This window comes from Kitasatospora sp. NPDC096140 (assembly GCF_040303045.1).
Taxonomy (GTDB): domain Bacteria; phylum Actinomycetota; class Actinomycetes; order Streptomycetales; family Streptomycetaceae; genus Kitasatospora.
Genome location: NZ_JBEOUW010000031.1, coordinates 56,867 through 80,366 on the forward strand (window position 1 = coordinate 56,867; position 23,500 = coordinate 80,366).

A 23,500-nucleotide genomic window follows, 5' to 3' on the forward strand; every position below is an offset into this window, starting at 1 on the left:
GCCGCGCCCCCGGCCACCGTAGAGTGCGGGCATGACCGAGGCGGAACAGGGCGTGCGGATGGCCGTCCGGTGCTGGGACTGCGGGGGCACCGCCGTCCGCAGCGTCGGACAGTTCCTGATGCACGGGCGGGACCTGTGGTGGGACGCCGAGCGCTCCTGCCCGCACTGCAACGCCCACCTGTGCGAGCACTCGGGACCGGAGGACCTGCCGGAGGACGTCCGCGCAGCGCTGCTGACCACCCACGGACCGGCCCGGCTCCGGCTCACCGGACCGCTCGCCGACCCGGTCGCGGCGCTGCGCGCGCTCCGCGAGGGCTCGGCGGCCTCGCTGCCGCAGGCACGTGAACTCCTCGACCGACTAAGGAACTTCGAGCTCGCCGGGACGGCCGTCGAGATGGCGTACTGGCGGGCCCGGCTGGCCGAGCGGGGCATTGCGACGGAGGTCGCGAACGGCTTCGGCCGGGCGTACCGGTACGTGGGGCCGCCGGAGCTGCGGGAGGCCGGCGGGCCCGGCGGTCGACCGGTCCGGACGGCCGACGAGTTCACCGCCTGGATGGGCGGCCGGACCGCGCAGGAGTCGGCGGAGCCGTTCACCTTCGTGGTCGACCTGTCCGGCGCGTTGCTGCTCGCCCCGCGCCGCAGCGAGCACGTGGCCTGCGCGGGTGGGGAGTTGGTGCTGAGCGCCGGGGAGATCGGGTTCCGGCGGTCGGAGGGAGGCGGAGGCTGGGAGGTCGAGACGGTCAGCAACCACTCCACCGGCTACTGCCCCGACACCACCTCCTGGCCCGCCGTGACCGCCGCCCTCACCCGCATCGGCCTGCCGCACCCGGGCGCCTTCACGTACGGGGCGGTCTTCCGCCGCTGCCCCGGGTGCACCACGGTCAACCTCGTCCGCGAGGAGCACTACGCCTGCGCCTGCTGCGACGCGGACCTGCCCGAGGTGTGGAACGTGGACCCGGCGGCAGGGGGGTGTAGCCGGCCGGCCCCGGGCGGACTGCCGGAACCCGCGGCGACAACCCGTGGCGACGACCCGCGGCAACGGCCCGAGGCGACAACCCGCGCGGCGATGTCGGGCCGGGCCGCTAGGGTCTGGGGTCAGGGCCGGGGAGGGGTGGGGTACGTGGGGTGTGAGCAGGTGTCGGGTTCGCCGGGCGGAGTGGTGCACGCCGAGAGCCGGGAGTTCCTGGCCCGGGAGGGGCTGCCGGCTGCGGGGGCGTTCCTGGAGTTCGGCGCGGTGCGGCCGTTCCCGGCGGACGCGGAGCGGCTGTTCGTCCTCGGGGAGACGGACTACTGCACGCCCTTCGCCGCCCTCGGCAACCTCGTCCTGCTGGACGGGGCGACCGGTGAGGTGTTCCTGGACAACGGCGGCCCGCGACGGGACCTGCTGGCCTCCGACCTGACGGCACTGGCCGGCCTGGTGCGGGAGGTGGAGGCCGTCGCCGAGGCGGCCCGGCGACCGGAGGCGCTGGACGGACGGCGCGGCCCGGCCGTGGTCGCCGAGGTCGTGGCACGGGCCGAGCAGCGGATGCGGGAGGTCGATCCGGGCCTGTTCGCGCACGGCTCCACTCCGCCCGCGCACTGGGGCACCGCGCTGCTGGTGCACGCGCTGGGCTGGGGTGCGCTGCCGGGCGGTCCGGGCGGTCCCGCGTACGAGGTCGGCCCGGAGCTGGTGGCGGAGCTCGCGGCGCTGACGGACGAGGACGACGGCCCCGGCCGGGTGCACCGCTTCCGGCCCGAGCACCTGCCCGCCGCCCTGGTGCACGAGCCGACCCGGCGGCTGCTGACCGACGTCGGGCTGCCGCTGGGCGGGGCGATGTTCGGGGTGTGCGACGAGCCGCTGGTCACCATGGGCGAGGCGTACCCGGAGTACTTCGACGGCGAGGAGGACCGCCCTTACCAGCGGGACTTCATCGCCCTCGGGGACTGGCCGACGGACCTCACGATCGCTCTGGACGGCGCCACCGGCCGCCTGGAGCTGCCCGACTGGTACGACGACGGCCAGCCCGAGGCGTACCTGAACCGCGACCTGTCCGCCCTGCTCTACGCCCTCTGGACGTACGAGCGGCTGCGCGTCGAGTGGGAGCGCTGGGACTACGGCCGGGGCCACGACACCTGGGCGGTGTACGACCCGCAGTCGCTGCTGAGCACGGTGGTGGACCGGCTGGTGGAGGCCGTCGACCCGGAGGCCTTCGCCTCGCCCGGCTGCTCCTGGCGGCTGCTCGCCGAGGACGGGCACATGGGCGGCATGCTGGGGTGACACCGCTCCCCGCCCGGTCGGCCACTGCGCAGCGACCGGGCCTACGCCGGGCCGATTCTGATCATCCGGAAGGACGGACGAGGATGCACAGCGATACGGGGGACCTCTACCGCGGCTTCGCGGAGCGGGAGGCCCGAGGCAACTCCGCGGTCTACCAGGACCTGGCCGAACGCGTCGCCGAGGACCGGCAGGTGCGCGCGCTGCTGGACGGGCTGCCGGCCGCCAAGCGGCAGCCGAACCTGCTGTTCGGCGCCGTCCGCCACCTGGGCGGCCCGGTGACGGAGGGCTGGCCGGCCTTCCGCGCCTGGGTGACGGCCCACTGGGACGAGGCGTCGGCCACCATGCTGGAGCGCCGGACGCAGACCAACGAGTCGGGCCGCTGCGCCACCCTGCTGCCGCTGCTGGCGACGCTGCCGCAGCCGCTCGCGCTGATCGAGGTGGGCGCCTCGGCCGGGCTCTGCCTGTACCCGGACCGGTACCGCTACCGGTACCTGCCGGCCGACGGTGCGGGCGGCGCCCCGGTGGCCGAGTTCGGCGCCGCGGCGAGCCCGGTGACGCTGGACTGCGCGGTGAGCGGGCCGGTGCCGCTCCCCGCGACCCTGCGGGAGCGGCTGCCGGAGGTGGTGTGGCGGGCCGGGATCGACCTCGACCCGCTGGACGTCCGGGCCGAGGAGGACGTGCGCTGGCTGGAGTCGCTGGTCTGGCCGGAGCAGACCCACCGGCTGGACCGGCTGCGCGGCGCCGTGCGGGTCGCCCGCGCCGAGCCTCCGCTGCTGGTGCGCGGTGATCTCAACGCGACGATACGGGAGTTGGTGGCGCAGGTGCCGACGGGGGCCACCCCGGTGGTGTTCCACAGCGCCGTGCTCGCGTACCTGTCGCCGGAAGCGCGGGAGGAGTTCGCGACGACCGTGCGCGAGCTGCCCGGGCACTGGATCTCCAACGAGGCGGTCTCCGTGCTGCCGGCCGTCGCCCGGCGCCTGCCCCGCCCGGCCCCGCCCGGATCCGGGCTGTTCGCGCTGGCCCTGGACGAGCGGCCGGTGGCCTTCACCGGGCCGCACGGGCAGTCGCTGGACTGGTTCGGCGACGCGTAGGCGCCGCGGGGCGGGGCGGGCCGCCGAGGCCCGGCTCGGACGGGAAGCGGCCGCTCGGGCGCGTGGCCGGCCCGGCTCCGGCGGACGCCGGCGAGTTCGGACTTGAAGCTGCCGCAGCGGCAACTTCTACCGTCGTGACCACGGCCGGAAGAACCGGCCCGGTACGACGAACGTGGAACCCGGGAACGGACCCGGGAGCGAGGGGAGGCGGCCATGGCCTGGCCGATCGCGGAAGTGGCCCGGATGTCCGGGGTGACCGCCCGGGCCCTGCGGCACTACGACGAGATCGGCCTGCTGCCGCCGGCCCGGATCGGCTCCAACGGCCACCGCTACTACGAGGAAAGGCAGTTGCTGCAGCTGCAGCAGATCCTCGTGCTGCGGGCGCTGGGCGTGGGGCTGCCCGAGATCGCCCGGATCCTGGGCGACCAGGTGGACGAGCTGGACGCCCTGCGGGGCCACCACCGGCGGCTGGTCACCGAACGCGACCGGCTGGACGCCCTGGCCGCCACCGTCTCCCGCACGATCGCCGACCTGGAACACCTTCGGAAGGACGGCACGCCCATGACCATCAATCGCCCCGAGAACCTGTTCGAGGGCATCCGGCCCGCCGACGTCGACGCCAGCCTGCGGGACTTCCCCGAGCACGTCGAGGCCACCCGGCGCGCGACGGCCGCGATGAGCCCGGAGGAGATCGAGGCCGGCCAGCGCGAGCGGACCGCACGCATGATCCACCTGGCCGAACTGCTGGCGGCCGGCCACCCGGCCGACGCCGAGCCCGTGCAGAGCACGATCGACGAGGAGTACCGGATGCTCGGCACCCTCCGGCCGGTCCCGGTGGAGGAGTACCTGGCGATCGCCCGTTCCTGCACCGAGAACGACCGGTGGAGCGCCGCGTACGAGGCCATCGCCCCGGGCCTGGCCGCGTACCAGCGGGCCGCCATGGAGGCGTACGCGGCGGCGCGACTGACCTGAGTGCGGCCGACCCCGCCGGGTGAGCCGAACCCGCCGGAGTGGGCCGGCCGCTCCGGGTGAGCGGCCCCCGCCAGGTGGGCCGTTCCTGCGGGGCGCCCTTCCACCGGTCGGCCGGTGGAAGGGCGCCCCGCCGGGTTCGTCCCCCGTCGTCATTCCGTCCGCAGGGCTGTGACCGTCCGGGTCCGGGCCGCCCAGGTGGCGGGGAGGGCGGCGCCGAGCAGGGCCAGCGCCACGCCGCCGAGGACCAGCGGCCCCACCACCGAGGGACCGAACACGCCGAGGTCCGCGTCGGGCACGCCGATCCCGGCGGCGCGGGCCATCGCGGGCATCACCCAGTGGTGCACCGCGACCCCGAGCGGCACTCCTATCAGCCCGGCCACCAGCCCGCTGCCGCAGACCGAGGTGAGCACCATGCCGACGGTCTGCCGGGGCGACATCCCGAGCGCCTTGAGCACCCCGAGGTCGTGCACCCGCTCCCGGGTGTCCAGGAGCACCGTGTTGAGCACCCCGAGCCCCGCGACGGCGGAGAGCAGCAGGGTGAGCACCCCCGCCAGGGTGTTCATCGCCAGCACCACGATGTTGACGTGTTGCTCGCCGGGCTCGGCGCTCAGCCCCATCGGCCGGACCGCGCCGTCGAGCGCGTCGGCGTACGTCTTCGGGTCGGTGCCGGGGGTGAGGTCGATGTGGAAGGCGATCGCCTCGGCGGCGACGGCGCCGCCGAGCGGGGCCAGCGTGGCGCGGTCCACGTACACGAAGTCCTCGGTGGCCAGGACCTCGCCGGTGATCCTCGCCGGGGTGGTGCGCCCGTGGTCGGTGAGCGTCACGGTGTCACCGACCTTCGCCTGGTTGGCGCGGAGGAAGGCCGATCCGACCACGACCTCGCCGGGGCCGCCGAACCAGCGGCCGGAGACCAGTTGGTAGCCGGCCCGCGAGACGTCGCCGCTGAACGCGACCACCTCGGAGCGGCCGGTGTTCCCGGCCACGGCGGCCTGCGCCGGGACGCTGCTGTACCAGGCCGCGGTCCCCGCGCGGGCATCGATCGCCCGGGCCACGGCCGCCTCGTCCACCTGCTCGGCGGGCTTCGTGCCGCCCTCGATCGGGGCCTGGACCACGACCTTGCCGCCGCGCCCGGCCTCCAGGCCCTCCTGCAGCAGGCCGAGCGAGAGCGTCAGGCCGACGCAGAGGGTGACGCCGGCGGTGCCGAGCACCACCGCGGCCCCCGTGGTCGCCGAGCGGCCCGGCCGGTTGAACGGGCTCGCCAGCCCGAGGCTCAGTGAGCGCGGCACCGGCAGCCGACCTATGCCATGTCGGACCCGCGCCGACAGGCCCGGCGCTCCGGCGTCGCCGGGTCCGCCCCGGGCTGCCAGGGCGGCGGCCCGTTTCGCGCCCGGCGCCGTCCGGCCGACCGCGAGCGCCTCCACCGTGCGCAGCCGTCCGGCCCGCAGCGCCGGCACCAGCGCGGTGCCCGTCACGGCGGCCAGGGCCGCCAGCGGGACGGCGAGGTCCACCCAGAGCGGGATGCCGAGCAGGCCGCCACGCAGTGCCTTGCGGGCGATGCCGAGGACCGGTACGGAGAGCACGTTGCCGCCGAGCACGCCGAGCGCCGTGCCGGTGCCGGCCGGGATCAGCGCCTGGCCGACGTAGGCGCGCGCCACTTGGGCCGGGGTGAAGCCCAGGGACTTGAGGATGCCGATCCGCCGGGTGGCGGCGGTGACGGCGCCGCTGACCACGACGCCGATGATCAGCACCGACATGGCGAGGCCGAGCACCCCGAAGGCCGTGACGAACGGGACGAAGGTCGAGGCCGTCCGGTCGGCCTCCTGCTGGGCGGGCCGGTAGGAGGTCGCCCGGACGAGCGCGCCGGCCGGTACCGCGGCGGCGAGCGCGGCGTGGTCGGCCTCCACCTCGGCGTCGGTGCCGGCGCGGGCGAAGCGGTAGAGGTACTGCGCGGCGGCCGTGGTGCCCGGCGCGGTCAGCCCGGCGACCTGCTCGGGGGCGATCCAGCCGTCCGCGCTCCAGGAGACGGAGGAGGCGAGACCGACCACCTTGAGCGTCGGGTGCCCCGGCAGATCCGGGAACTGCATGCCGTCGCCGACGGCCAGCGGCGAGCGGCCGTCCGGCAGCACCACCTCGCCGGGGCCCGCGACCCACCGGCCCGTGGTGATCCGCAGGCCGTCCAGCGGGCCGTCCTGCGCCCGGCCGACCAGTGTCATCGGCGGGAGCAGGCTGCCGGGCGGCGGCAGCTCGGTGCCCTCCCCCGAGCGCGGCCGGACGGTGACCGCCGGGTACGGGCCGGCCGAGGCCGTGACACCGGGCGCGTGGGCGGCCGCGGCGAGCCGGTCGGGACTCGCCGCGGTCGGGTCGTAGAGCACGTTGAGGTGCGCGCCGTGCTGGTCGGTGAAGGACCGCTGGTAGGGGCCCCGGGCGGCGACCAGCAGACCGACCGCGAGGATGCACGCCGTCACGGACATCATCGTGGTGAGCACCATGACCAGGGTCTGCACCCGCTTGCGGCCCACCCCGGCCCGGACCACCTTGCCGAGGGCGCTCATGCGTCCACCCCGCTCCGCTCGCCGGGGGCCGGTACGGCCGCGCTGTCCCGGACCAGGCGGCCGTCGAGCAGTTCGATCGTCCGGTCCGCGCAGGAGTCGGCGAGCGCGGTGTCATGGGTGACCAGAACGATCGTCTGCCCCTCCGCGTTGAGCCCGCGCAGCAGGTCGCGGACGTCGGCGGCCGAGGTGGTGTCCAGCGCGCCGGTGGGTTCGTCGGCCAGCAGCACCGGCGGACGGTTCATCAATGCCCTGGCCACCGCGACCCGTTGGCGCTCGCCGCCGGAGAGCCGGCCGGGGAACGCCCTGGCGTGCCGGGCCACCCCCAGCCGCTCCAGCAGTTCGTCGGCCCGGGCCCGGGCCGGCTCCCGCCGCATCCCGGCGAGCTGGGCCGGGAGCAGCACGTTGTCCTCGACGTTCAGGTCGTCCAGCAGGTTGAAGAACTGGAACACCATGCCGATCCGCCGCCGCCGGAACTCGGCCAGCGCGGCCTCGCCGAGCCCGTGGACGGCCACCCCGTCCACCTCCACCGTGCCCTCGCTCGGGCGGTCGAGGCCGGCGATGAGGTTCAGCAGGGTGGACTTGCCGCTGCCCGAGCGGCCGAGCACGGCCAGCGCCTCGCCCGCCCGCACCTCCAGGTCGAGCCCGGCCAGGGCGGGGCGGGCGGCGTCGGATCGGTCGTACGTCCTGCTGACGCCGCGGATCCGGATGATCGGCGCGTTCACTGGCCCTCCACGGTTCTCGGTCCGGCCCCGGGCGGCCCCGGACCGGCTGACGGGACACGACGCTACGAACCGGCCCGGGGGCCCGGCCAACCGTCTGGACGGCGTCTTGGGGGTGTATCCAGATACACCCCGAACTGGGTGTCCAGGCCTAGAGCGCCGGCCGCCGCGGCCCGGCAGACTGAGCCACCGTAAAGATCGGAACCGGGTCCGCAGGGCCCGCGGGGGCTCCGGGACCGAGGGCTTCGAAGCCCCGGGCGGAGGCTCCGGGACGGCGAGGGGGCGCTTCATGGGTGTGCAGGCGGTGACGGACGTGACGGCCCGGGTGGGCCGGGCCTGCGTCGACGGCGTACGCGCCTGGTACGTGGTGACGCTGGCCGTGACGGGCCTGGTCTCGCTGCTGGCCGGGCCGCTGCTGCTGGCCTCCGCGCTGTTCGGCCCGGAGGAGTCCGGGCGGTTCGGGCCGGGCGGCCCGTTCATCCTGCTGGTCCCGTTCGGAGTGGTCGCCCTCTGGGCGCTCTGCTGGGCCACCGGAGGCGGCGGCCGGGCCGTCGGCGCCGCCCTGTTCGCCCCGGGCGCGCTCGCGGTGATGGCGACGCACCTCTACGGCGGCGCCGCGCCCGGCGGCCGGTCCGTCTCGCTCTGGCTGTCGCCCGCGCTGCTGATGCTCGCGCTGTTCGGCGCGCGCTGGATCGCGGGAGAGAGCAGGCGGGTGGTCGGGAAGTGGAGCGGGCGGCCGGTCCCGGTGCCGTACCACCGCGTGCCCGGCGTCACCGGCCCCTGGCAGCGGCTGCGGGCCGGCGGCTGGCTGGCCGACCCGGCGACCTGGCGTGACCTGCTCTGGGCGCTGCTCACCGGCTTCACGGTGCTGCTCACCGCCGCGGTCGTCGTGCTGACCCCGGTCGCCCTGGAGGTCTTCGGCCGGAACGGGCCGTTCTTCCCGCTCGGCGTGATCTACGTGATGGGCCTGTACGCCGCGCCGGCCGCCGCCCTGTGGGCCGCCCCGTCGGTCCTGCGGATCCACGAGCAGGCCGCCCGGGCCCTGCTCGGGCCCTCCCGGCGGGCCCAACTCGCCAGCCAGGTCAGCCACCTGGCTCGGACGAGGGCGGACACCATCGACGCCGGGGCCGCCGAACTGCGCCGGATCGAGCGGGACCTGCACGACGGGGCGCAGGCCCGGCTGGTGGCCCTCGGCATGCTGCTGACCGTGGCCGAGCAGCTGAAGGACGACCCGGACGCCCTGGCCCCGCTGCTGGCCGAGGCCCGGACGTCCTCGGTGAAGGCGCTGGGCGAGCTGAGGGACCTGGTCCGCGGCATCCACCCCCCGGTGCTCGCCGACCGCGGACTGGCCGACGCGGTGCAGGCGACGGCGCTGGACCTGCCGCTGCCGGTCACCTTCACCGGCACCCTGACCGGCCGGGCACCGGCACCGGTGGAGTCGGCCGCCTACTTCGCGGTCACCGAGCTCCTGGCCAACGTGGTGAAGCACGCGGGCGCCTCGCGCGTCTGGATCGAGATAGGGCACAGTGACGGGCTGTTGCGGATATCGGTCACCGACGACGGGCGCGGCGGCGCCGACCCGTCCCGGGGCACCGGTCTCAGCGGAACCGAACGCCGACTGGCCGCCTTCGACGGAGTGCTCGCGATCAGCAGCCCGTCCGGCGGGCCCACCATCGTGAACCTGGAGATCCCGTGCGCGTTGTCATCGCCGAAGACCTCTTCCTCCTCCGGGACGGCCTGACCCGGCTGCTGGAGGCCAGCGGGATGAAGGTCACCGCGGCGGTCGAGAACGGCGACCAGCTGCTCGCCGCGGTGGCCGCCGACCGGCCCGACATCGCCGTGGTCGACGTCCGGCTGCCGCCGAGCTTCACCGACGAGGGGCTGCGGGCCGCGCTGGCCGCCCGTCAGGCCCACCCCGGCCTGCCCGTCCTGGTGCTGTCGCAGTTCGTGGAGCAGCTGTACGCGCGCGAGCTGCTGGCCGGCAGCACCGGCGGGATCGGCTACCTGCTCAAGGACCGGGTGATGGACGGCGCCCAGTTCATCGACGCCGTCCGACGGGTCTCCCAGGGCGGCACCGCGATGGACCCGGAGGTGATCACCCGGCTGCTCACCCACAACTCCTCGGCCGGCCCGGTCGCCACCCTCTCCCCGCGCGAGCGGCAGGTGCTGGCGCTGATGGCGGAGGGCCGCTCCAACGCCGCCATCGCCCAGCAGCTGGTGATCACCGAGCGGGCGGTCGCCAAGCACACCGCGTCGATCTTCGTCCGGCTCGACCTCCAGCCGTCCGACGACGACAACCGCCGGGTGCTGGCCGTCCTGGCCTACCTCAACAACGCCTGAGGGGGGCCGCCGACCACACCTGAGGGAAGCCGTCCACCGCGTCTGACGGAGCCGCCGGCGACACCGCGCCCTCGACCGAGAACCGGCACTTGATCGTTCACCAACAAGTGGTGGGCGGCCCTCCGCTGCAGGGGGGTCGCCCGCCGCCGAACCAGTCATTTAAGCTGGTGAAGTGCTCATCCTTGTTCGCCGTCGCCACGTGGACCTGCTCCGCGTGACCAGCATGTCCTGTCGACGCTCCGGCTGAACCTCGCTCCACCCACCCTCAGGCGGCCCCACCACCCGGCCGCCCCCGCCTCCCGGCTCCCGGAGCACCCGCCGCACCAGGCGTGGCTCCGGCGCCCCCGGTCGACCACCGGACCAGGCCGGGACGAGACCCAGCGGATGTCACACATGACGCAGCAGTACACGCCCGTACCCGAAAACGGCTCCGGCTCCGACCTCGCGGACGCCCTCCCGGTGATCGACCTCTCGCTCGCCGACGGCAGCCCGGAGGAACGCCGCCGCCTGCACGACGAACTCCGCGCCGCGGCCACCGGCGTCGGCTTCTTCCAGCTCGTCGGCCACGGCGTCACCCCCGAGGAGACGGCCGCGCTCGCCCGGGCCATGCGCGCCTTCTTCGCCCTCCCCGAGGCCGACCGGCTCGCCGTGAGCAACCTCAACTCCCCGCACTACCGGGGCTACACCCGCACCGGCGACGAGCGCACCGGCGGCAGCCAGGACTGGCGCGACCAGCTGGACATCGGCGCCGAGCTGCCCCCGCACGTCCCCGGCGCCGGCGAGCCCCCGTACTGGTGGCTGGAGGGCCCCAACCAGTGGCCCGAGGCGCTCCCCGCGCTGCGCACCGCCGCGCTCGGCTGGATCGACCACCTCGGCGGGGTCGCCCGGCGACTGCTGCACGAACTCCTCACCGCGATCGGCGCCCGCCCCGACTTCTACGACGAGGCCTTCGCGGGCCACCCCCACCTGCGCCTCAAGCTGGTCCGCTACCCCGGCACCGCCCCGGACGGCGCCGGCCAAGGCGTCGGCGCCCACAAGGACTACGGCTTCATCACCCTGCTGCTCCAGGACACCGTGGGCGGCCTCCAGGTCGAACGCCAGGACGGCACCTTCCTGGACGTCCCGCCGCTCGCCGGCGCCTTCGTCGTCAACCTCGGCGAGCTGCTGGAGGTGGCCACCGACGGCTACCTGAAGGCCACCAGCCACCGCGTGGTCAGCCCGCCCGGAGCCCGCGAGCGCTTCTCCGTCCCGTTCTTCTACAACCCGCGCCTCGACGCCCACATCGCGCCGCTGGACTTCCCGCTCGCCCACCACGCCCCCGGCGCCACCGAGGACCCGGACAACCCCCTCTTCGCCGACTTCGGTCTCAACGAGTGGAAGGGCTACACCCGGGCCCACCCCGAAGTCACCCGCCGCCACCACGCCGCCCTCGCCTGACCGACCGGGGCCACCGGGAAGCCCCGGTGGCCCCGGGTTCGGCCCCGACGAACCGATGGGCCACACCCGGGCGCACTCACCCGCCACCGCCCCGAACGACGGCCCCGGGCGGGCCACCGGGACCCGCACGCAACGCCCCTGCACCGAGCTGCCCCCGGCAGACGGGCGGGGGCATCGCCGTGCCCACCCGCCGCCAGCCCCCGCCCAACCCGGCCCCGACAGCCGACGACGAGCACCACCCCGGACCCGGCCGCGCGCCACCCCGGTGGACCCGCGCGGACATCGCCGTGCCCACCCGCCGCGGACCTCCCCCGCTCCGCCGCCCAACCCGCCCCGACAGCCGACGACCAGCACCCCCACCGACCCGGCCGCGCGCCACCCCGGTGGACCCGCTCCGGCCGCACTGTCACACTGCTGCTGTCACAGCAGGAGTGTGCCAGCGCGGGAGGCAGCAGATGGGGGAGCACGGTGCCGGGGCGGGCGAGGTGCGGCTGACGGTGGACGAGTTGGCGGCGCGGGCCGGAGTGACCGTGCGAACCGTGCGGTTCTACGGGACGAAGGGGCTGCTGCCGCCGCCGGAGCTGGGGCCGCGGCGGGTCGGCCTGTACGGCGCGGCGCACCTGGACCGGCTGGGGCTGATCGAGGAGTTGCAGCGGCAGGGGCTGACACTGGCGGCGATCGAGCGGTACCTGGCGCGGCTGCCCGAGGACAGCACGCCGCTGGACCTGGCGATCCACCGGGCGCTGGTGGCGTCCTGGACGCCGGAGGCCGCCGAGGAGCTGGGCCGGGCGCAGCTGGAGCGGCGGGCCGGGCAGGGGTTGTCGCCGGCGCAGGTCGAGCGGCTGGCGGCGATGGGCGTGCTGGAGCGGACCGACGACCCGGAGGTGTTCCGGGTGGATCCGGGCCTGCTGCCGCTGGGCGTGCGGATCCTGGACGTGCCGATCCCGCTGGAGACGCTGCTGGCGGCCCGCGAGGTGGTGCTGGAGCACAGCCGGGCGACGGCGCGGGAGTTGCAGCGGCTGTTCCGGGAGACGGTGTGGAAGCCGTACCGGGAGAGCGAGCCGGAGCCGGCGGAGCTGGTCCGGATGAAGGCGCTGACGGACCACATCCAGCCGATGGTGGCGCAGGCCCTGGTCACGGCGTTCCAGCGCTCGCTCCGGGAGGAGCTCGGCGAGGAACTGAACGAGGCACCGAACGAGGAAATGACCCAGGCCCCGGGCGGGTACCCGGGCGAGGAACCCGGCGAGGCCTAGGAGCCCGGGTGGGGCCGCGACGCGCGCGGCCCCACCGGCCCCACCGGCCCCACCGGCCCCACCCGGCCCCACCCGGCCCCGGGCAGGCTCCCCGGTCAGTCGGTGAACGTCCGGCCCTCCGCCGCAATCCGCTCCAGCAGCGCCGGGGGTGCGAACCGCTCGCCGTACGCGGCGGCGAGTTCGCGGGCGCGGGCCGCGAAGCCGGCCGGGCCGCCCTCGTACCCGTTGATGTACTGGAACACGCCGCCGGTCCAGGCCGGGAAACCGATGCCGAGGATCGAGCCCACGTTGGCGTCGGCGACCGAGGTCAGCACGCCCTCCTCCAGGCAGCGCACCGAGTCCAGGGCCTCGCTGAACAGCATCCGCTCCTTGAGGTCCTCGAAGGGCACCTCGGCCGGGTCAGTTCCGGAACCGGAGCCGGCACCGGAGCCGGAAGCAGCACCGCCGCCGGAGCCGCCGAAGTGCTCCAGCAGCCCGGGCCAGAGCCGCCCGCGCCTGCCGTCCTCGCCGTACTCGTAGAAGCCGGCGCCGCCGCTGCGTCCCGGGCGGCCGAACTCGTCGACCATCCGGTCGACCACCGCGTCCGCCGGGTGCGGGGTCCAGGTGCCGCCGCCGGCCTCGGCCGCGCGCCGGTACTCGTCGCGGATCTTGCGCGGCAGGGTGAGGGTGAGCTCGTCCATCAGGGAGAGCACCTTGGCGGGGTAGCCGGCCTGGGCGGCGGCCTGCTCGACGGAGGCCGGGTGGATGCCCTCGCCGACCATGGCGACGCCCTCGTTGATGAACTGGCCGATCACCCGGGACGTGAAGAAGCCGCGCGAGTCGTTGACCACGATCGGGGTCTTGTCGATCTGGCGGACCAGGTCGAAGGCCCGGGCGAGGGCCTCGTCGCCGGTCTGCGGGCCGCGGATGATCTCCACCAGCCGCATCTTGTCGACCGGCGAGAAGAAGTGCAGGCCGATGAAGTCGTCGGTGCGCCGCACGCCTTCGGCGAGCAGGCCGATCGGCAGGGTGGAGGTGTTGGAGCAGAGCAGCGCGTCGGGGGCGACGACGCCCTCGATCTCCTGGAACACCTTGTGCTTGAGCTCGGTGTTCTCGAAGACGGCCTCGATCACCGCGTCGCAGCCGGCCAGGTCGGCGGCGTCGCCGGTGGGGGTGATCCGGGCGAGCAGTTCGTCGCGCTTGGCCTCGGTGGAGCGGCCGCGGGCGACGGCCTTGTTCAGCAGGCCTTCGGAGTAGGCCTTCCCGCGCTCGGCGGCCTCGGTGCTGACGTCCTTGAGTACGACCTCGATGCCGGCCTTGGCGCAGGCGTAGGCGATGCCCGCGCCCATCATGCCGGCGCCGAGCACGGCGACCTTGCGGACCAGCCGCTTCTCGACGTCCTTGGGGCGCCCGGCACCGGAGTTGACGGCCTGCATGTCGAAGAACAGCGCCTGGATCATGTTCTTGCTGGTCTGGCCGCAGGCGAGTTCGGTGAAGTAGCGGGCCTCGATCACCATCGCGGTGTCGACGTCCACCTGGGCGCTCTCCACCGCGGCGGCCAGGACGTTGCGCGGGGCCGGGTAGGGCGCGCCGTTCAGCTGCTTGCGCAGGTTGGCCGGGAAGGCGGGCAGGTTGGCGGCGAAGGCCGGGGTCGCGGGGGTGCCGCCGGGGATCTTGTACCCCTTGACGTCCCAGGGCTGGACGGCGGTCGGGTTGGCGTCGATCCAGGCGCGCGCCCGGGTGGTCAACTCCTCCTGGGTGTCGACCAGTTCGTGCACCAGACCGTGCTCCATCGCCTGCCCGGGGCGGTACTGGCGGCCCTGCAGCAGGAACTTCAGCAGGGCGTCGGTGATGCCGAACAGCCGCACGGTGCGGACGACTCCGCCGCCGCCGGGCAGCAGGCCGAGGGTGACCTCGGGCAGGCCGATCCGGGCGGCCGGGGTGTTCAGCGCGATCCGGTGGTGGCAGGCGAGGGCGATCTCCAGGCCGCCGCCGAGCGCGCTGCCGTTGACGGCGGCGACGACCGGCTTGCCGAGGGTCTCCAGCGTGCGCAGCGAGCGCTTGATCCGCATGGACTTCTCGAAGACGGCCTCGGCGTCCTCGGCGCGGGCGGCGGAGAGCATCCGCAGGTCTCCCCCGGCGAAGAAGGTCTTCTTACCGGAGGTGATCACCACGCCGCGCAGCGCGTCGCCGAGGCCGGCCAGGCGCGCGACGACGGCTTCGAAGTCGGCCGTGAAGGCCTCGTTCATGGTGTTGACGGACTGGGTGGGGTCGTCGAGGACGAGGGTGACCACGCCGTCCTGGTCCTGCTCCCAGCGGATGGTGGTGGTGTCGCTCATGAGTTCAGGGTCTCCGAGGGGATCCGAGGGACGGGGGGTCAGATGCGCTCGACGATGGTGGCGATGCCCATGCCGCCGCCCACGCAGAGGGTGACCAGGCCGTAGCGCAGGTCGCGCCGCTCCAGCTCGTCGATCACGGTGCCGAGCAGCATCGCGCCGGTGGCGCCGAGCGGGTGGCCGAGGGCGATCGCGCCGCCGTTGACGTTCACCTGGTCGTGGCGGAAGCCGAGTTCGCGGACGAAGCGGAGCGCGACGGCGGCGAAGGCCTCGTTGATCTCGACCAGGTCGATGTCGGCGGCGGTGAGCCCGGCCTTGGCGAGCGCCTTGTGGGTGGCCGGGGCGGGGCCGGTGAGCATGATGGTCGGCTCGGAGCCGGAGACGGCGGCGGAGACGATCCGGGCGCGCGGGCGCAGCCCGTACCGCTCGCCGACCTCGCGGCTGCCGATGGCGACGAGGGCGGCGCCGTCCACGATGCCGGAGGAGTTGCCCGCGTGGTGGACGTGGTCGATGGCCTCCACCCAGTGGTACTTCTGCAGGGCGACGGCGTCGAAGCCGCCGGCTTCGCCGATCTGGGCGAAGGAGGGCTTGAGGCCGGCCAGGGTCTCGACGGTGGTGCCGGGGCGGATGAACTCGTCGCGTTCCAGCACGACCAGGCCGTTGCGGTCACGCACCGGGACGACCGAGCGGTCGAACAGGCCGTCCGCCTGGGCCTTGGCGGCGCGGGCCTGGGACTCGGCGGCGAAGGCGTCCACGTCGGTGCGGGAGAGGCCCTCGATGGTGGCGATCAGGTCGGCGCCGATGCCCTGCGGGACGAAGTTGGTCTCGTAGGCGGTCATCGGGTCGGCGAACCAGGCGCCGCCGTCGGAGGCCATCCTGACCCGGGACATCGACTCCACGCCGCCGGCGAGGATGAGGTCCTCCCAGCCCGAACGGACCTTGGCGGCAGCCAGGTTGACGGCTTCCAGGCCGGAGGCGCAGAAGCGGTTCTCCTGGACGCCGGCGACGGTGTCGGGCAGGCCGGCCGCGACGGCGGCGATCCGGGCGATGTCGGAGCCCTGGTCGCCGATCGGGCTGACCACGCCGAGCACGATGTCGTCGATCGCGGCCGGGTCCAACCCGGGGAAGCGTCGGCGCAGTTCGTGGATCAGGCCGACGACGAGGTCGATCGGCTTGGTGCCGTGCAGCGAGCCGTTGGCCTTGCCCCGGCCGCGCGGGGTGCGGATCGCGTCGTAGACGTACGCTTCGGTGGTCACGATGGGATTTGCCTTTCGGGGCGGGGGGCTTGGCAGGTCAGCCGAGGATGGAGCGGCCCACGATCTCCTTCATGATCTCGGTGGTGCCGCCGTAGATGGTCTGGATGCGGCCGTCGGTGAACGCCCGGGCGACCGGGAACTCGCTCATGTACCCGTAGCCGCCGTGCAGTTGGAGGCACCGGTCGGCGGTGCGCTTCTGCAGTTCGGTGGCCCACCACTTGGCCATCGAGGCGTCGGCCGGGGTGAGCGCGTAGCGGTTGTGCTCGGTGATGCAGCGGTCGACGAAGGTCCGGGTGACGGCGCACTCGGTGGCCAGTTCGGCGATCTCGAAGCGGACGTGCTGCAGCTTGGCGAGCGGCCGGCCGAAGGCCTCGCGCTGCTTGACGTAGTCCGTGGTGATCTCGACCAGGTACTCGGCGCCGGCGATCGCCGAGGCCGCGATGGTGAGCCGTTCCTGGGCGAGGTTCTGCATCAGGTGGACGAAGCCGCCGTTGAGCTCGCCGAGCAGGTTCTCCTTCGGCACCCGGACGTCCTCGAAGAACAACTCGGCGGTGTCCTGGGCCTTCTGGCCGATCTTGTCGAGGTTGCGGCCGCGCTCGAAGCCGGGCGTGCCGCGTTCGACGACCAGCAGGCTCAGGCCGCGCGAGCCGCCCTCAGGGGTGGTGCGGGCCACCACGACGACCAGGTCCGCGAGGATCCCGTTGGAGATGAAGGTCTTGGCGCCGTTGAGCAGGAAGTGGTCACCCCGGTCGACCGCCTGGGTGCGGATGCCCTGTAGGTCGGAGCCGGCGCCGGGCTCGGTCATCGCGATCGCGGTGATCAGCTCGCCGGAGCAGAAGCCGGGCAGCCAGCGGCGCTTCTGCTCCTCGGTGGCGAGCGAGGTCAGGTAGGGGCCGATGATGTCGTTGTGCAGGCCGATCGCCAGTCCGGAGGCGCCGGCCCGGGCGAACTCCTCGGCCAGTACGGCGGCGTAGCGGAAGTCCGGGGTGCCACCGCCGCCGAACTCCTCGGGGACGGCGATGCCGAGCAGGCCCTGCCGGCCGGCCGCGAGCCAGGCCGACCGGTCGACGATGCCCGCCTTCTCCCAGCGGTCGTAGTGCGGCAGCACCTCCTTGGCGAGGAACGCCTTGACGGTGGCCCGGAAGTCGTCGTGCTGCTCGGTGAAGATCTCGCGCTGCAACGCTACTCTCCTTGCTCTGCTACGGAGTCGGGGGCCGACAGGCCGAGTGACGGCACGCCCCAGTCGCGGGCCACCTCGGCGGTGTCCGCGCCCGGTCGGGCCGGCGGGCGGCGCAGCGCGCCGGGGGTGGCGGAGAAGCGGGGGGCGGGGGCCGGCTGGGTGACGCCGCCCGCCTCGACGTACGTCCCGCGGGCCGACAGGTGCGCGTCGGCTGCCGCCTGACGCATCGTCAGTACGGGTTCCACGCAGGCGTCGGAGCCGGCGAAGACGGCCTCCCACTCGGCCCTGGTCCGGGTGGCGAAGCGGGCGGCGATCAGGGCGCGCAGCTCGGGCCAGCGGGCGAGGTCGTGCTGGCCGGGCGCGTCCGGGCCAAGCTCCAGCAGTCGGGCGAACTCGGCGTAGAAGCGCGGCTCCAGCGCGCCGACGGCCAGGTGTCCGCCGTCCGCCGTCCGGTAGACCGCGTAGAACGGGGCGCCGCCGTCGAGCAGGTTGACACCCCGGCGGTCCTGCCAGTGCCCGGCCGCGAGCAGGCCCCACAGCATGCTGCCGAGGTGTGCCGCGCCGTCGACGATCGCCGCGTCCACCACCTGGCCGGCGCCGGTGGCCCGGGCGTGGTGCAGCGCGGCGAGCAGGCCGACGACCAGGTAGAGCGAGCCGCCCGCGTAGTCGCCGAGCAGGTTGGCCGGGATGCCCGGCGCCTCCTCGGCACCGCCCGGCGCGGCCACCATCCCGAGCACCCCGGCGACCGCCGCGTACCCGAGGTCGTGCCCGGCGGTCGCAGCCCGGGGGCCGTGCTGGCCCCAGCCGGTCATCCGCCCGTACACCAGCGCCGGATTTCGCGCGAGGCAGTCCCGGGGCCCGACCCCGAGCCGCTCCGCGACGCCCGGCCGGTAGCCCTCGATCAGCAGATCGGCCCGCTCCACCAGGTCCAGCACCAGCCCGGGGCCCTCGGGCGACTTCAGGTCGACCAGCACCGAGCGCTTGTTGCGGTTGCTGAGGTCGTGGGCCGGGTCCGTCCCCAGCGGCGACGGCTCCGGCCGGTCCACCCGCACCACGTCCGCGCCGAGGTCCCCCAGCAGCATCGCCGCGAACGGCCCCGGTCCGATCCCGGCGAGCTCCACCACCCGCACGCCCGCCAACGGGCCGCCCGAGCCCGGTGCACCGCTTGAGTCACGCACTGGCCGCAGAACCCTTCGGGGTTTGACAGTAAAGCTGTAACACTCGCGATGATAGGCAAGCGACCCGCCGGTAACAAGACCTCCGCGCCGGTCCGCGCCACCCCGGGGCCCACCGGCGGAAATTGGCCGGGCGCCTGTCGGTGTAATGGCCTAGTCTGCGTTGCATCCATTACGAAGGACACGAAGAACCACGGGGGAAGCGCCATGACCATCACCGACCGGACCGTCACCGACCGGACCTCCACCGACCGGCCCGCCACCGACCGCACGGTCGTCGCCGTCTCCGAGCGGCTGGTGCTCACCCGGCCGCAGGAGGGCGACGCCGAGGCGATGTTCGCCGTGCACGGGGACCCGGAGACCAACCGGTACAACCCGCACGGGCCGCAGCGGGACCTCGCGCAGGCCCAGGAGGCGCTGGACGGCTTCGTGGCGGACTGGGTGCGGGACGGCATCGGGTACTGCGCCGTGTCGACGCGGGACGAGCCGGAGGTGATCATCGGCTTCGCCGGGCTGTACCTGCACACGCTGGACGGGGAGCGGGTGTTCAACCTCTACTACCGGTTCCGGCCGTCCGCCTGGGGCAAGGGCTACGCGGCGGAGGCCGCACGGGCGGCGATGGCGCAGGGGCGCCCGCGGTTCCCGGGGATCCCGGTCGTCGCGCTGATCCGGGCCGACAACCTGCCCTCCCGCCGGCTCGCCGAACGGCTCGGGCTGGTGGCCGACCCGGACGGACGGGTCGACGCCGAGGACCGGCTGATCCACCGGATGGCCTGAGCCGGATGGCCTGAGCCGGACGGACCGAGCCGGACGGACTGAGCCGGACATCCCCCGCCGGGGGGAGCGGGATCACGCCCCGGGCGGAGGACGGGGAGCCGGTCCCGGCGCGACCGTGGGGGCATGAGGATCAACGAGACCGTCGTACGGGCCGGGGCCGCGTGGACGGCGGTGGCGGCGACGGGGCCGTACCTGACGCTCAAGCTGCTCTGGCTGACCGGCCATCCGGTGGGGTCGGACGACCCCGCCGGGATGGACCGGCTCTGGCTGCTGAACCTGCTCACCTTCGGGATGGACGCGATCGCCGTCGCCCTGGCGCTGGCCTTCGTACGGCCGTGGGGGCGGCGGGCCCCGGCCGGGCTGGTGGCGTTCCCGATGTGGGTGGCGACCGGGCTGCTCGGCACCCTCCTCGTGGCGCTGCCGCTGTCCCTGCTGAGCACCCTGGTGCTGGGCCCGGAGCACGGCACCGCGCCGGACGACAAGGGCCTCGGCAGCTGGGTCTTCGTCGTCGTGTACGGCGGGTTCGCGGTGCAGGGCCTCGCGCTGATCACCGCCTTCGCCCTGTACGCCCGGCGGCGGTGGGCCGGGCTGCTCGCGGACCGGATCGGCGACCTGCCGCGCTCCCCCACGCTGGCCGTGCAACGCACCCTCGCCTGCGTCGCCGCGCTGCTCGCCACCGGTGTCGCGACGGCCCGGACGTACTGGTCGCTCGGCGGCACCGCCGGGGTGCCGGCCGCGATGGCGCAGGAGCGGAACCGGGGCGTGGCGGTGATGGACGGGGTGACCGCCGTGATGGCGGTGGCTGCCGCGGCGGCCCTGCTGGTGGTGGTCTTCCGGGTCCGGCCGCGGCGGCGGCTGCTCGGTCCGCTGCTGGTGGCCTGGACGGCGGCCGGCTCGCTGTTCGGCTGGGGCAGCTGGCAACTGGTGGCCTTCGGGGCGACGACGACCCGGGTGACCGAGCTGCGGATGGCGGTGCCCGGGCTGATGCCGCTGGTGCAGGCCGGCCAGGTGGTGACCGCGGTGCTGATGCTGGCCGTCGGGGCGGTCGCGCTGACCGAACGGGGAGCCCGGGCGAGCACCCCTGACGTAGAGTCACCCAGGTGATCACGGGGGCGGGCACGCGGTTGCGGCGTGCGGCGGGGGCGGTGGTCGGGCGGCGAGCCCGGCTGCGCTGGGTGCACCTGGTGCTGGGCGGCGCGCTGCTGATGCCGTACTGGCTGCTGTCGGTGGTGCTGCTCGGGGCGCTCAACCCCGAGCAGGGCAACGCCCGGCAGGCGCTGCTGCAGTTCCTCTCCCTGTTCACCTCGCTGCCGATGGCCGCCGTCACCGCGCTGGTGCCCACGGTCCGGGGGCTGGAGGGCGCGGCCGCCCGGGCGCTGTGCACAGCCGAACGGTCCGAGGAGCTGGCCACCGGCCCGGCCCGCACCTGGCCGGCCCGGTGGCGCACCGCGGTCTGGTACGTGCTGCACGTGTTCTTCGGCGGGGTGGTCGCCGGGATGACGCTGGCCGGGGTGCCGTTCGCCGTGGTGCTGATGTTCTCCTTCGGCGGGGCCGAGGACCTCGTCCGCTTCTGGGAGGACCGCTTCCCGGGCTGGATGTTCACCGGCCCCACCCTCGGCCTCGCCGTCCTGTTGCTGGTGCTGCTCGCCAACGCCGGCTGCGGAGCCCTGCTCGCCCGCTGGGCGCCCGCCCTGCTCGGCCCGACCCCGGAGGAGCGGCTCGCCGCCGTCGAGCGCCGGGCCACCGTGCTCGCCCAACGAAACCGGCTGGCCCGCGAGTTGCACGACTCGGTCGGGCACGCGCTGAGCGCCGTCGGCATCCAGGCCTCGGCGGCCGCCCGGGTGCTGCGGACCAACCCCGACTTCGCCGCCGAGGCCTTGCAGGCGATCGAGGAGACCGCGCGGGCGGCCGTCAGCGAACTCGACACCGTGCTCGGCCTGCTGCGCGAGGAGGACCCGGAGGCCGCCGGACCGGCCGGGCCCACCCTCGCCGGGCTGGACGACCTGCTGCGCCAACTCGCCCGCACCGGGGTGACGGTGGACGCCGACCTGGCCCCCGGCCTGGCCGCCCTGCCGGCCCCGGTCTCCCGCGAGGCCTACCGGATCGTGCAGGAGGGCCTGACCAACGTGCTGCGGCACGCCGGACCGGCCCCGGCCGGGCTGCGGGTCGGGCTGGCCGCCGGCCGACTGGAGATCGAACTGACCAACCCGCTGGGCCCCGCCCGTCCGAGCCGACCCGGCGGCGGGCGCGGGCTGCGCGGAATCGGGGAGCGCGCAGCCGCCCTGCGGGGCGGCAGCACGGTGGGGCCGAGCGCGGACGGCACGACGTGGCGGCTGGCCGTGTGGCTGCCGGTGGGAGGGACCGCATGACGAACGACGGGAACGGCATGGGCAGCGGAATGGGGAGCGGCACGGACGGCCTGACGAACGGCGGCACCGACGGCATCCGGGTGGTGATCGCCGACGACGAACGGCTGGTCCGGATGGGTCTGCGGGTGGTGATCGACGCCGAGCCGGACCTCACCGTGGTCGGCGAGGCAGCCGACGGCGCGGAGGTCGTCCCGCTGGTGCGCGAGCTGCGGCCGGACGTCGTGCTGATGGACGTCCGGATGCCCGGCATCAACGGGATCCGGGCCACCGAGCAGCTGGTCGGCGGGATGGCCGAGCCGCCGAGGATCCTGGTGGTCACCACCTTCGAGCACGACGACCACGTGTACGACGCGCTGCGCGCGGGCGCGGCCGGGTTCCTGCTGAAGCGGGCCCGGGCCGAGGAGATGGTGCAGGCGGTACGGCTGGTCGCACGCGGGGACTCGCTGCTCTTCCCGGCGGCCGTCCGCGAACTCGCGGTGCGGCACGGCAACGACCGCCGGCGGGAGGCCGGCGCCGACCGGGGGCCGATCGGGCGGCTGACCGAACGGGAGGGGCAGGTGCTGCGGCTGATGGCCACCGGGCTGAACAACGGCGAGATCGCCGCCCGGCTGGTGGTGAGCCAGGAGACGGTGAAGACGCACGTCGGCAGCGTGCTCGCCAAGCTCGGCGCGCGGGACCGCACCCAGGCGGTCATCGCGGCGTACGAGTCGGGGTTCGTGCTGCCGGGCTGAACACCCGCAGGCGGGCGCGGGAGCCCACCGGAGGTCCGCGGGGATCGCACACGGGTTCCACCCCGCCGGTACCGGCGAGTAGAGTGCGACCTTCCCCTCAGCCGTCCGATACCTCCCGTATCGCCTGAAACGAACTGGTGGCCGCATGACAGTCCGGACCCGACCCGCGCTGTGGTGGCGCATGGGAATCGTGCTCTCGGCAGGCCTCGGCCTGACCCTCGGAACGGCACCGCTGGTGTACTTCACCGTGCAGAGCAACGTGATCGTGCTCGGCTACTTCATCGGAGCGGTGTACTGGATGGACCGGCGCGGCAGCGTGGACGCGCCCGCGCCCCGGCTGCGCGGCGCAGCCACGCTGTACATCCTGATCACCGGGCTGGTCTCGCACGTCCTGCTGCAGCACGGCGCCAACCCGCTGCCCGGCCTGGTCAGCGGGCCGGACCGGCTGGCGAACTGGTCGTCCTTCTTCCTGCACTACGTGACGCCGGTGATGGTGATCGTCGACTGGCTGGTCCTGAAGCCGCGCAACGCGGCGGCCTGGAAGGACATACCGCTCTGGCTGGCCTTCCCGCTCGGCTACGCGGCGATCGTGCTCACCCGCAACGCGCTGTTCGACGACTACCCGCTGCCCTACCCGTACTTCTTCTTCGACCCGACCACCAAGGGCTACGGCTACGTCTGGGGGCAGATCGCCCAGCTGACCGTCGAGTTCGTCGTGCTCGCCGCCCTCGTCGTCGGGCTGGACCGGCTCGGGACACTGGTCGCGGGCAGACTGCGCCCCGCGCCGCAGCCGTAGCCGTAGCACCGGGACGCGGCACCGGGGGCGGTGCCGGGACCGGCACCCGGAGCGACCGCCCGCGCGTCTGAGTTGGGGCTTCGGCCGACGGTTTTCCACCCGCCGTCAAAACGCCTCGGAGCCGGCTCCGCACCCCGGTGTTCACTCCCGACGAGCCGGGCGGGGGGGGGGGCCCCGCCCGGGGGGCGGCCCCCCGGGGGGGGGGCGGGGCCGCCCGGGGCGACCAGGGCGGCCCGGCCGCCCAGGACGCCCCGGACGCCCAGCCGCAGCGTTGGCGGCC

At 74.7% G+C, this 23,500-nt stretch carries 18 protein-coding genes; 12 read left to right on the top strand and 6 right to left on the bottom strand.

Annotation, left to right across the window (positions count from 1 at the left end; translation table 11 throughout):
* Positions 1 to 31: 31 nt before the first annotated feature.
* From ABT048_RS28245 to ABT048_RS28255, 3 genes are all read left to right on the top strand, one after another.
* The gene (locus tag ABT048_RS28245) at positions 32 to 2,257 is read left to right on the top strand and encodes an SUKH-4 family immunity protein (RefSeq protein ID WP_350524342.1); all 2,226 of its coding nucleotides are present in this window, start codon (positions 32 to 34) and stop codon (positions 2,255 to 2,257) included.
* Between the two features lie 83 nt (positions 2,258 to 2,340).
* Positions 2,341 to 3,348 (top strand): DUF2332 domain-containing protein, encoded by a 1,008-nt coding sequence (locus ABT048_RS28250; RefSeq protein ID WP_350524343.1) that lies wholly within the window; start codon positions 2,341 to 2,343, stop codon positions 3,346 to 3,348.
* A gap of 213 nt (positions 3,349 to 3,561) precedes the next feature.
* On the top strand, positions 3,562 to 4,320 hold the full coding sequence (locus ABT048_RS28255; RefSeq protein ID WP_350524344.1) for a MerR family transcriptional regulator: 759 nt from the start codon (positions 3,562 to 3,564) through the stop codon (positions 4,318 to 4,320).
* Positions 4,321 to 4,469: 149 nt separating this feature from the next.
* On the opposite strand, the gene ABT048_RS28260 is transcribed toward ABT048_RS28255, so the two are convergent.
* Together ABT048_RS28260 and ABT048_RS28265 are read right to left on the bottom strand one after the other, a co-directional pair.
* A complete protein-coding gene (locus ABT048_RS28260; RefSeq protein ID WP_350524345.1) occupies positions 4,470 to 6,872 on the bottom strand; it encodes an ABC transporter permease in 2,403 nt (800 codons plus the stop codon).
* Positions 6,869 to 7,594 carry an ABC transporter ATP-binding protein gene (locus ABT048_RS28265; protein ID WP_350524346.1) on the bottom strand — a complete coding sequence of 242 codons (726 nt, stop codon included), beginning with the start codon at positions 7,592 to 7,594 and terminating at the stop codon, positions 6,869 to 6,871. The genes ABT048_RS28260 and ABT048_RS28265 overlap by 4 nt, the downstream gene beginning before the upstream one ends.
* Positions 7,595 to 7,880: 286 nt before the next feature.
* Here ABT048_RS28265 and ABT048_RS28270 point away from each other — a divergent pair, with 286 nt between their 5' ends.
* The 4 genes from ABT048_RS28270 to ABT048_RS28285 all read left to right on the top strand — a co-directional run bounded on the left by ABT048_RS28270 (position 7,881) and on the right by ABT048_RS28285 (position 12,621).
* Positions 7,881 to 9,332, top strand: a complete 1,452-nt coding sequence (locus ABT048_RS28270) for a sensor histidine kinase (protein WP_350524347.1) — start codon at positions 7,881 to 7,883, stop codon at positions 9,330 to 9,332.
* A complete protein-coding gene (locus ABT048_RS28275) occupies positions 9,284 to 9,931 on the top strand; it encodes a response regulator (protein ID WP_350524348.1) in 648 nt (215 codons plus the stop codon). Before ABT048_RS28270 ends, ABT048_RS28275 begins: the two co-directional genes overlap by 49 nt.
* 393 nt (positions 9,932 to 10,324) lie before the next feature.
* Positions 10,325 to 11,368 carry an isopenicillin N synthase family dioxygenase gene (locus ABT048_RS28280; protein WP_350524349.1) on the top strand — a complete coding sequence of 348 codons (1,044 nt, stop codon included), beginning with the start codon at positions 10,325 to 10,327 and terminating at the stop codon, positions 11,366 to 11,368.
* Between the two features lie 455 nt (positions 11,369 to 11,823).
* Positions 11,824 to 12,621 (top strand): MerR family transcriptional regulator, encoded by a 798-nt coding sequence (locus ABT048_RS28285; protein ID WP_350524350.1) that lies wholly within the window; start codon positions 11,824 to 11,826, stop codon positions 12,619 to 12,621.
* A gap of 95 nt (positions 12,622 to 12,716) precedes the next feature.
* On the opposite strand, the gene ABT048_RS28290 is transcribed toward ABT048_RS28285, so the two are convergent.
* From ABT048_RS28290 to ABT048_RS28305, 4 genes are read right to left on the bottom strand one after another with little or no spacing between them, the layout of a single operon-like run.
* Positions 12,717 to 14,939 (bottom strand): 3-hydroxyacyl-CoA dehydrogenase NAD-binding domain-containing protein, encoded by a 2,223-nt coding sequence (locus ABT048_RS28290; RefSeq protein WP_350524351.1) that lies wholly within the window; start codon positions 14,937 to 14,939, stop codon positions 12,717 to 12,719.
* A 38-nt stretch (positions 14,940 to 14,977) separates the two neighbouring features.
* The gene (locus ABT048_RS28295) at positions 14,978 to 16,192 is read right to left on the bottom strand and encodes an acetyl-CoA C-acetyltransferase (protein WP_350524352.1); all 1,215 of its coding nucleotides are present in this window, start codon (positions 16,190 to 16,192) and stop codon (positions 14,978 to 14,980) included.
* Between the two features lie 37 nt (positions 16,193 to 16,229).
* Complete coding sequence (locus ABT048_RS28300; RefSeq protein ID WP_350524353.1) at positions 16,230 to 17,372, bottom strand: acyl-CoA dehydrogenase family protein; 1,143 nt, start codon at positions 17,370 to 17,372, stop codon at positions 16,230 to 16,232.
* Between the two features lie 2 nt (positions 17,373 to 17,374).
* Positions 17,375 to 18,559, bottom strand: a complete 1,185-nt coding sequence (locus tag ABT048_RS28305; protein ID WP_350524388.1) for a CaiB/BaiF CoA transferase family protein — start codon at positions 18,557 to 18,559, stop codon at positions 17,375 to 17,377.
* 195 nt (positions 18,560 to 18,754) lie between these two features.
* On the opposite strand from ABT048_RS28305, the gene ABT048_RS28310 reads away from it, so the two are divergent.
* From ABT048_RS28310 to ABT048_RS28330, 5 genes are all read left to right on the top strand, one after another.
* Positions 18,755 to 19,324 carry a GNAT family N-acetyltransferase gene (locus tag ABT048_RS28310; protein ID WP_350524354.1) on the top strand — a complete coding sequence of 190 codons (570 nt, stop codon included), beginning with the start codon at positions 18,755 to 18,757 and terminating at the stop codon, positions 19,322 to 19,324.
* Between the two features lie 123 nt (positions 19,325 to 19,447).
* Positions 19,448 to 20,428, top strand: a complete 981-nt coding sequence (locus ABT048_RS28315) for a hypothetical protein (RefSeq protein ID WP_350524355.1) — start codon at positions 19,448 to 19,450, stop codon at positions 20,426 to 20,428.
* Positions 20,425 to 21,693, top strand: coding sequence for a sensor histidine kinase (locus ABT048_RS28320; protein WP_350524356.1), 1,269 nt, complete (start codon positions 20,425 to 20,427; stop codon positions 21,691 to 21,693). The genes ABT048_RS28315 and ABT048_RS28320 overlap by 4 nt, the downstream gene beginning before the upstream one ends.
* 17 nt (positions 21,694 to 21,710) lie before the next feature.
* Complete coding sequence (locus ABT048_RS28325; protein WP_350524389.1) at positions 21,711 to 22,424, top strand: response regulator transcription factor; 714 nt, start codon at positions 21,711 to 21,713, stop codon at positions 22,422 to 22,424.
* Positions 22,425 to 22,569: 145 nt separating this feature from the next.
* Positions 22,570 to 23,220 (top strand): Pr6Pr family membrane protein, encoded by a 651-nt coding sequence (locus ABT048_RS28330; RefSeq protein WP_350524357.1) that lies wholly within the window; start codon positions 22,570 to 22,572, stop codon positions 23,218 to 23,220.
* The last annotated feature ends 280 nt before the right edge of the window (positions 23,221 to 23,500 follow it).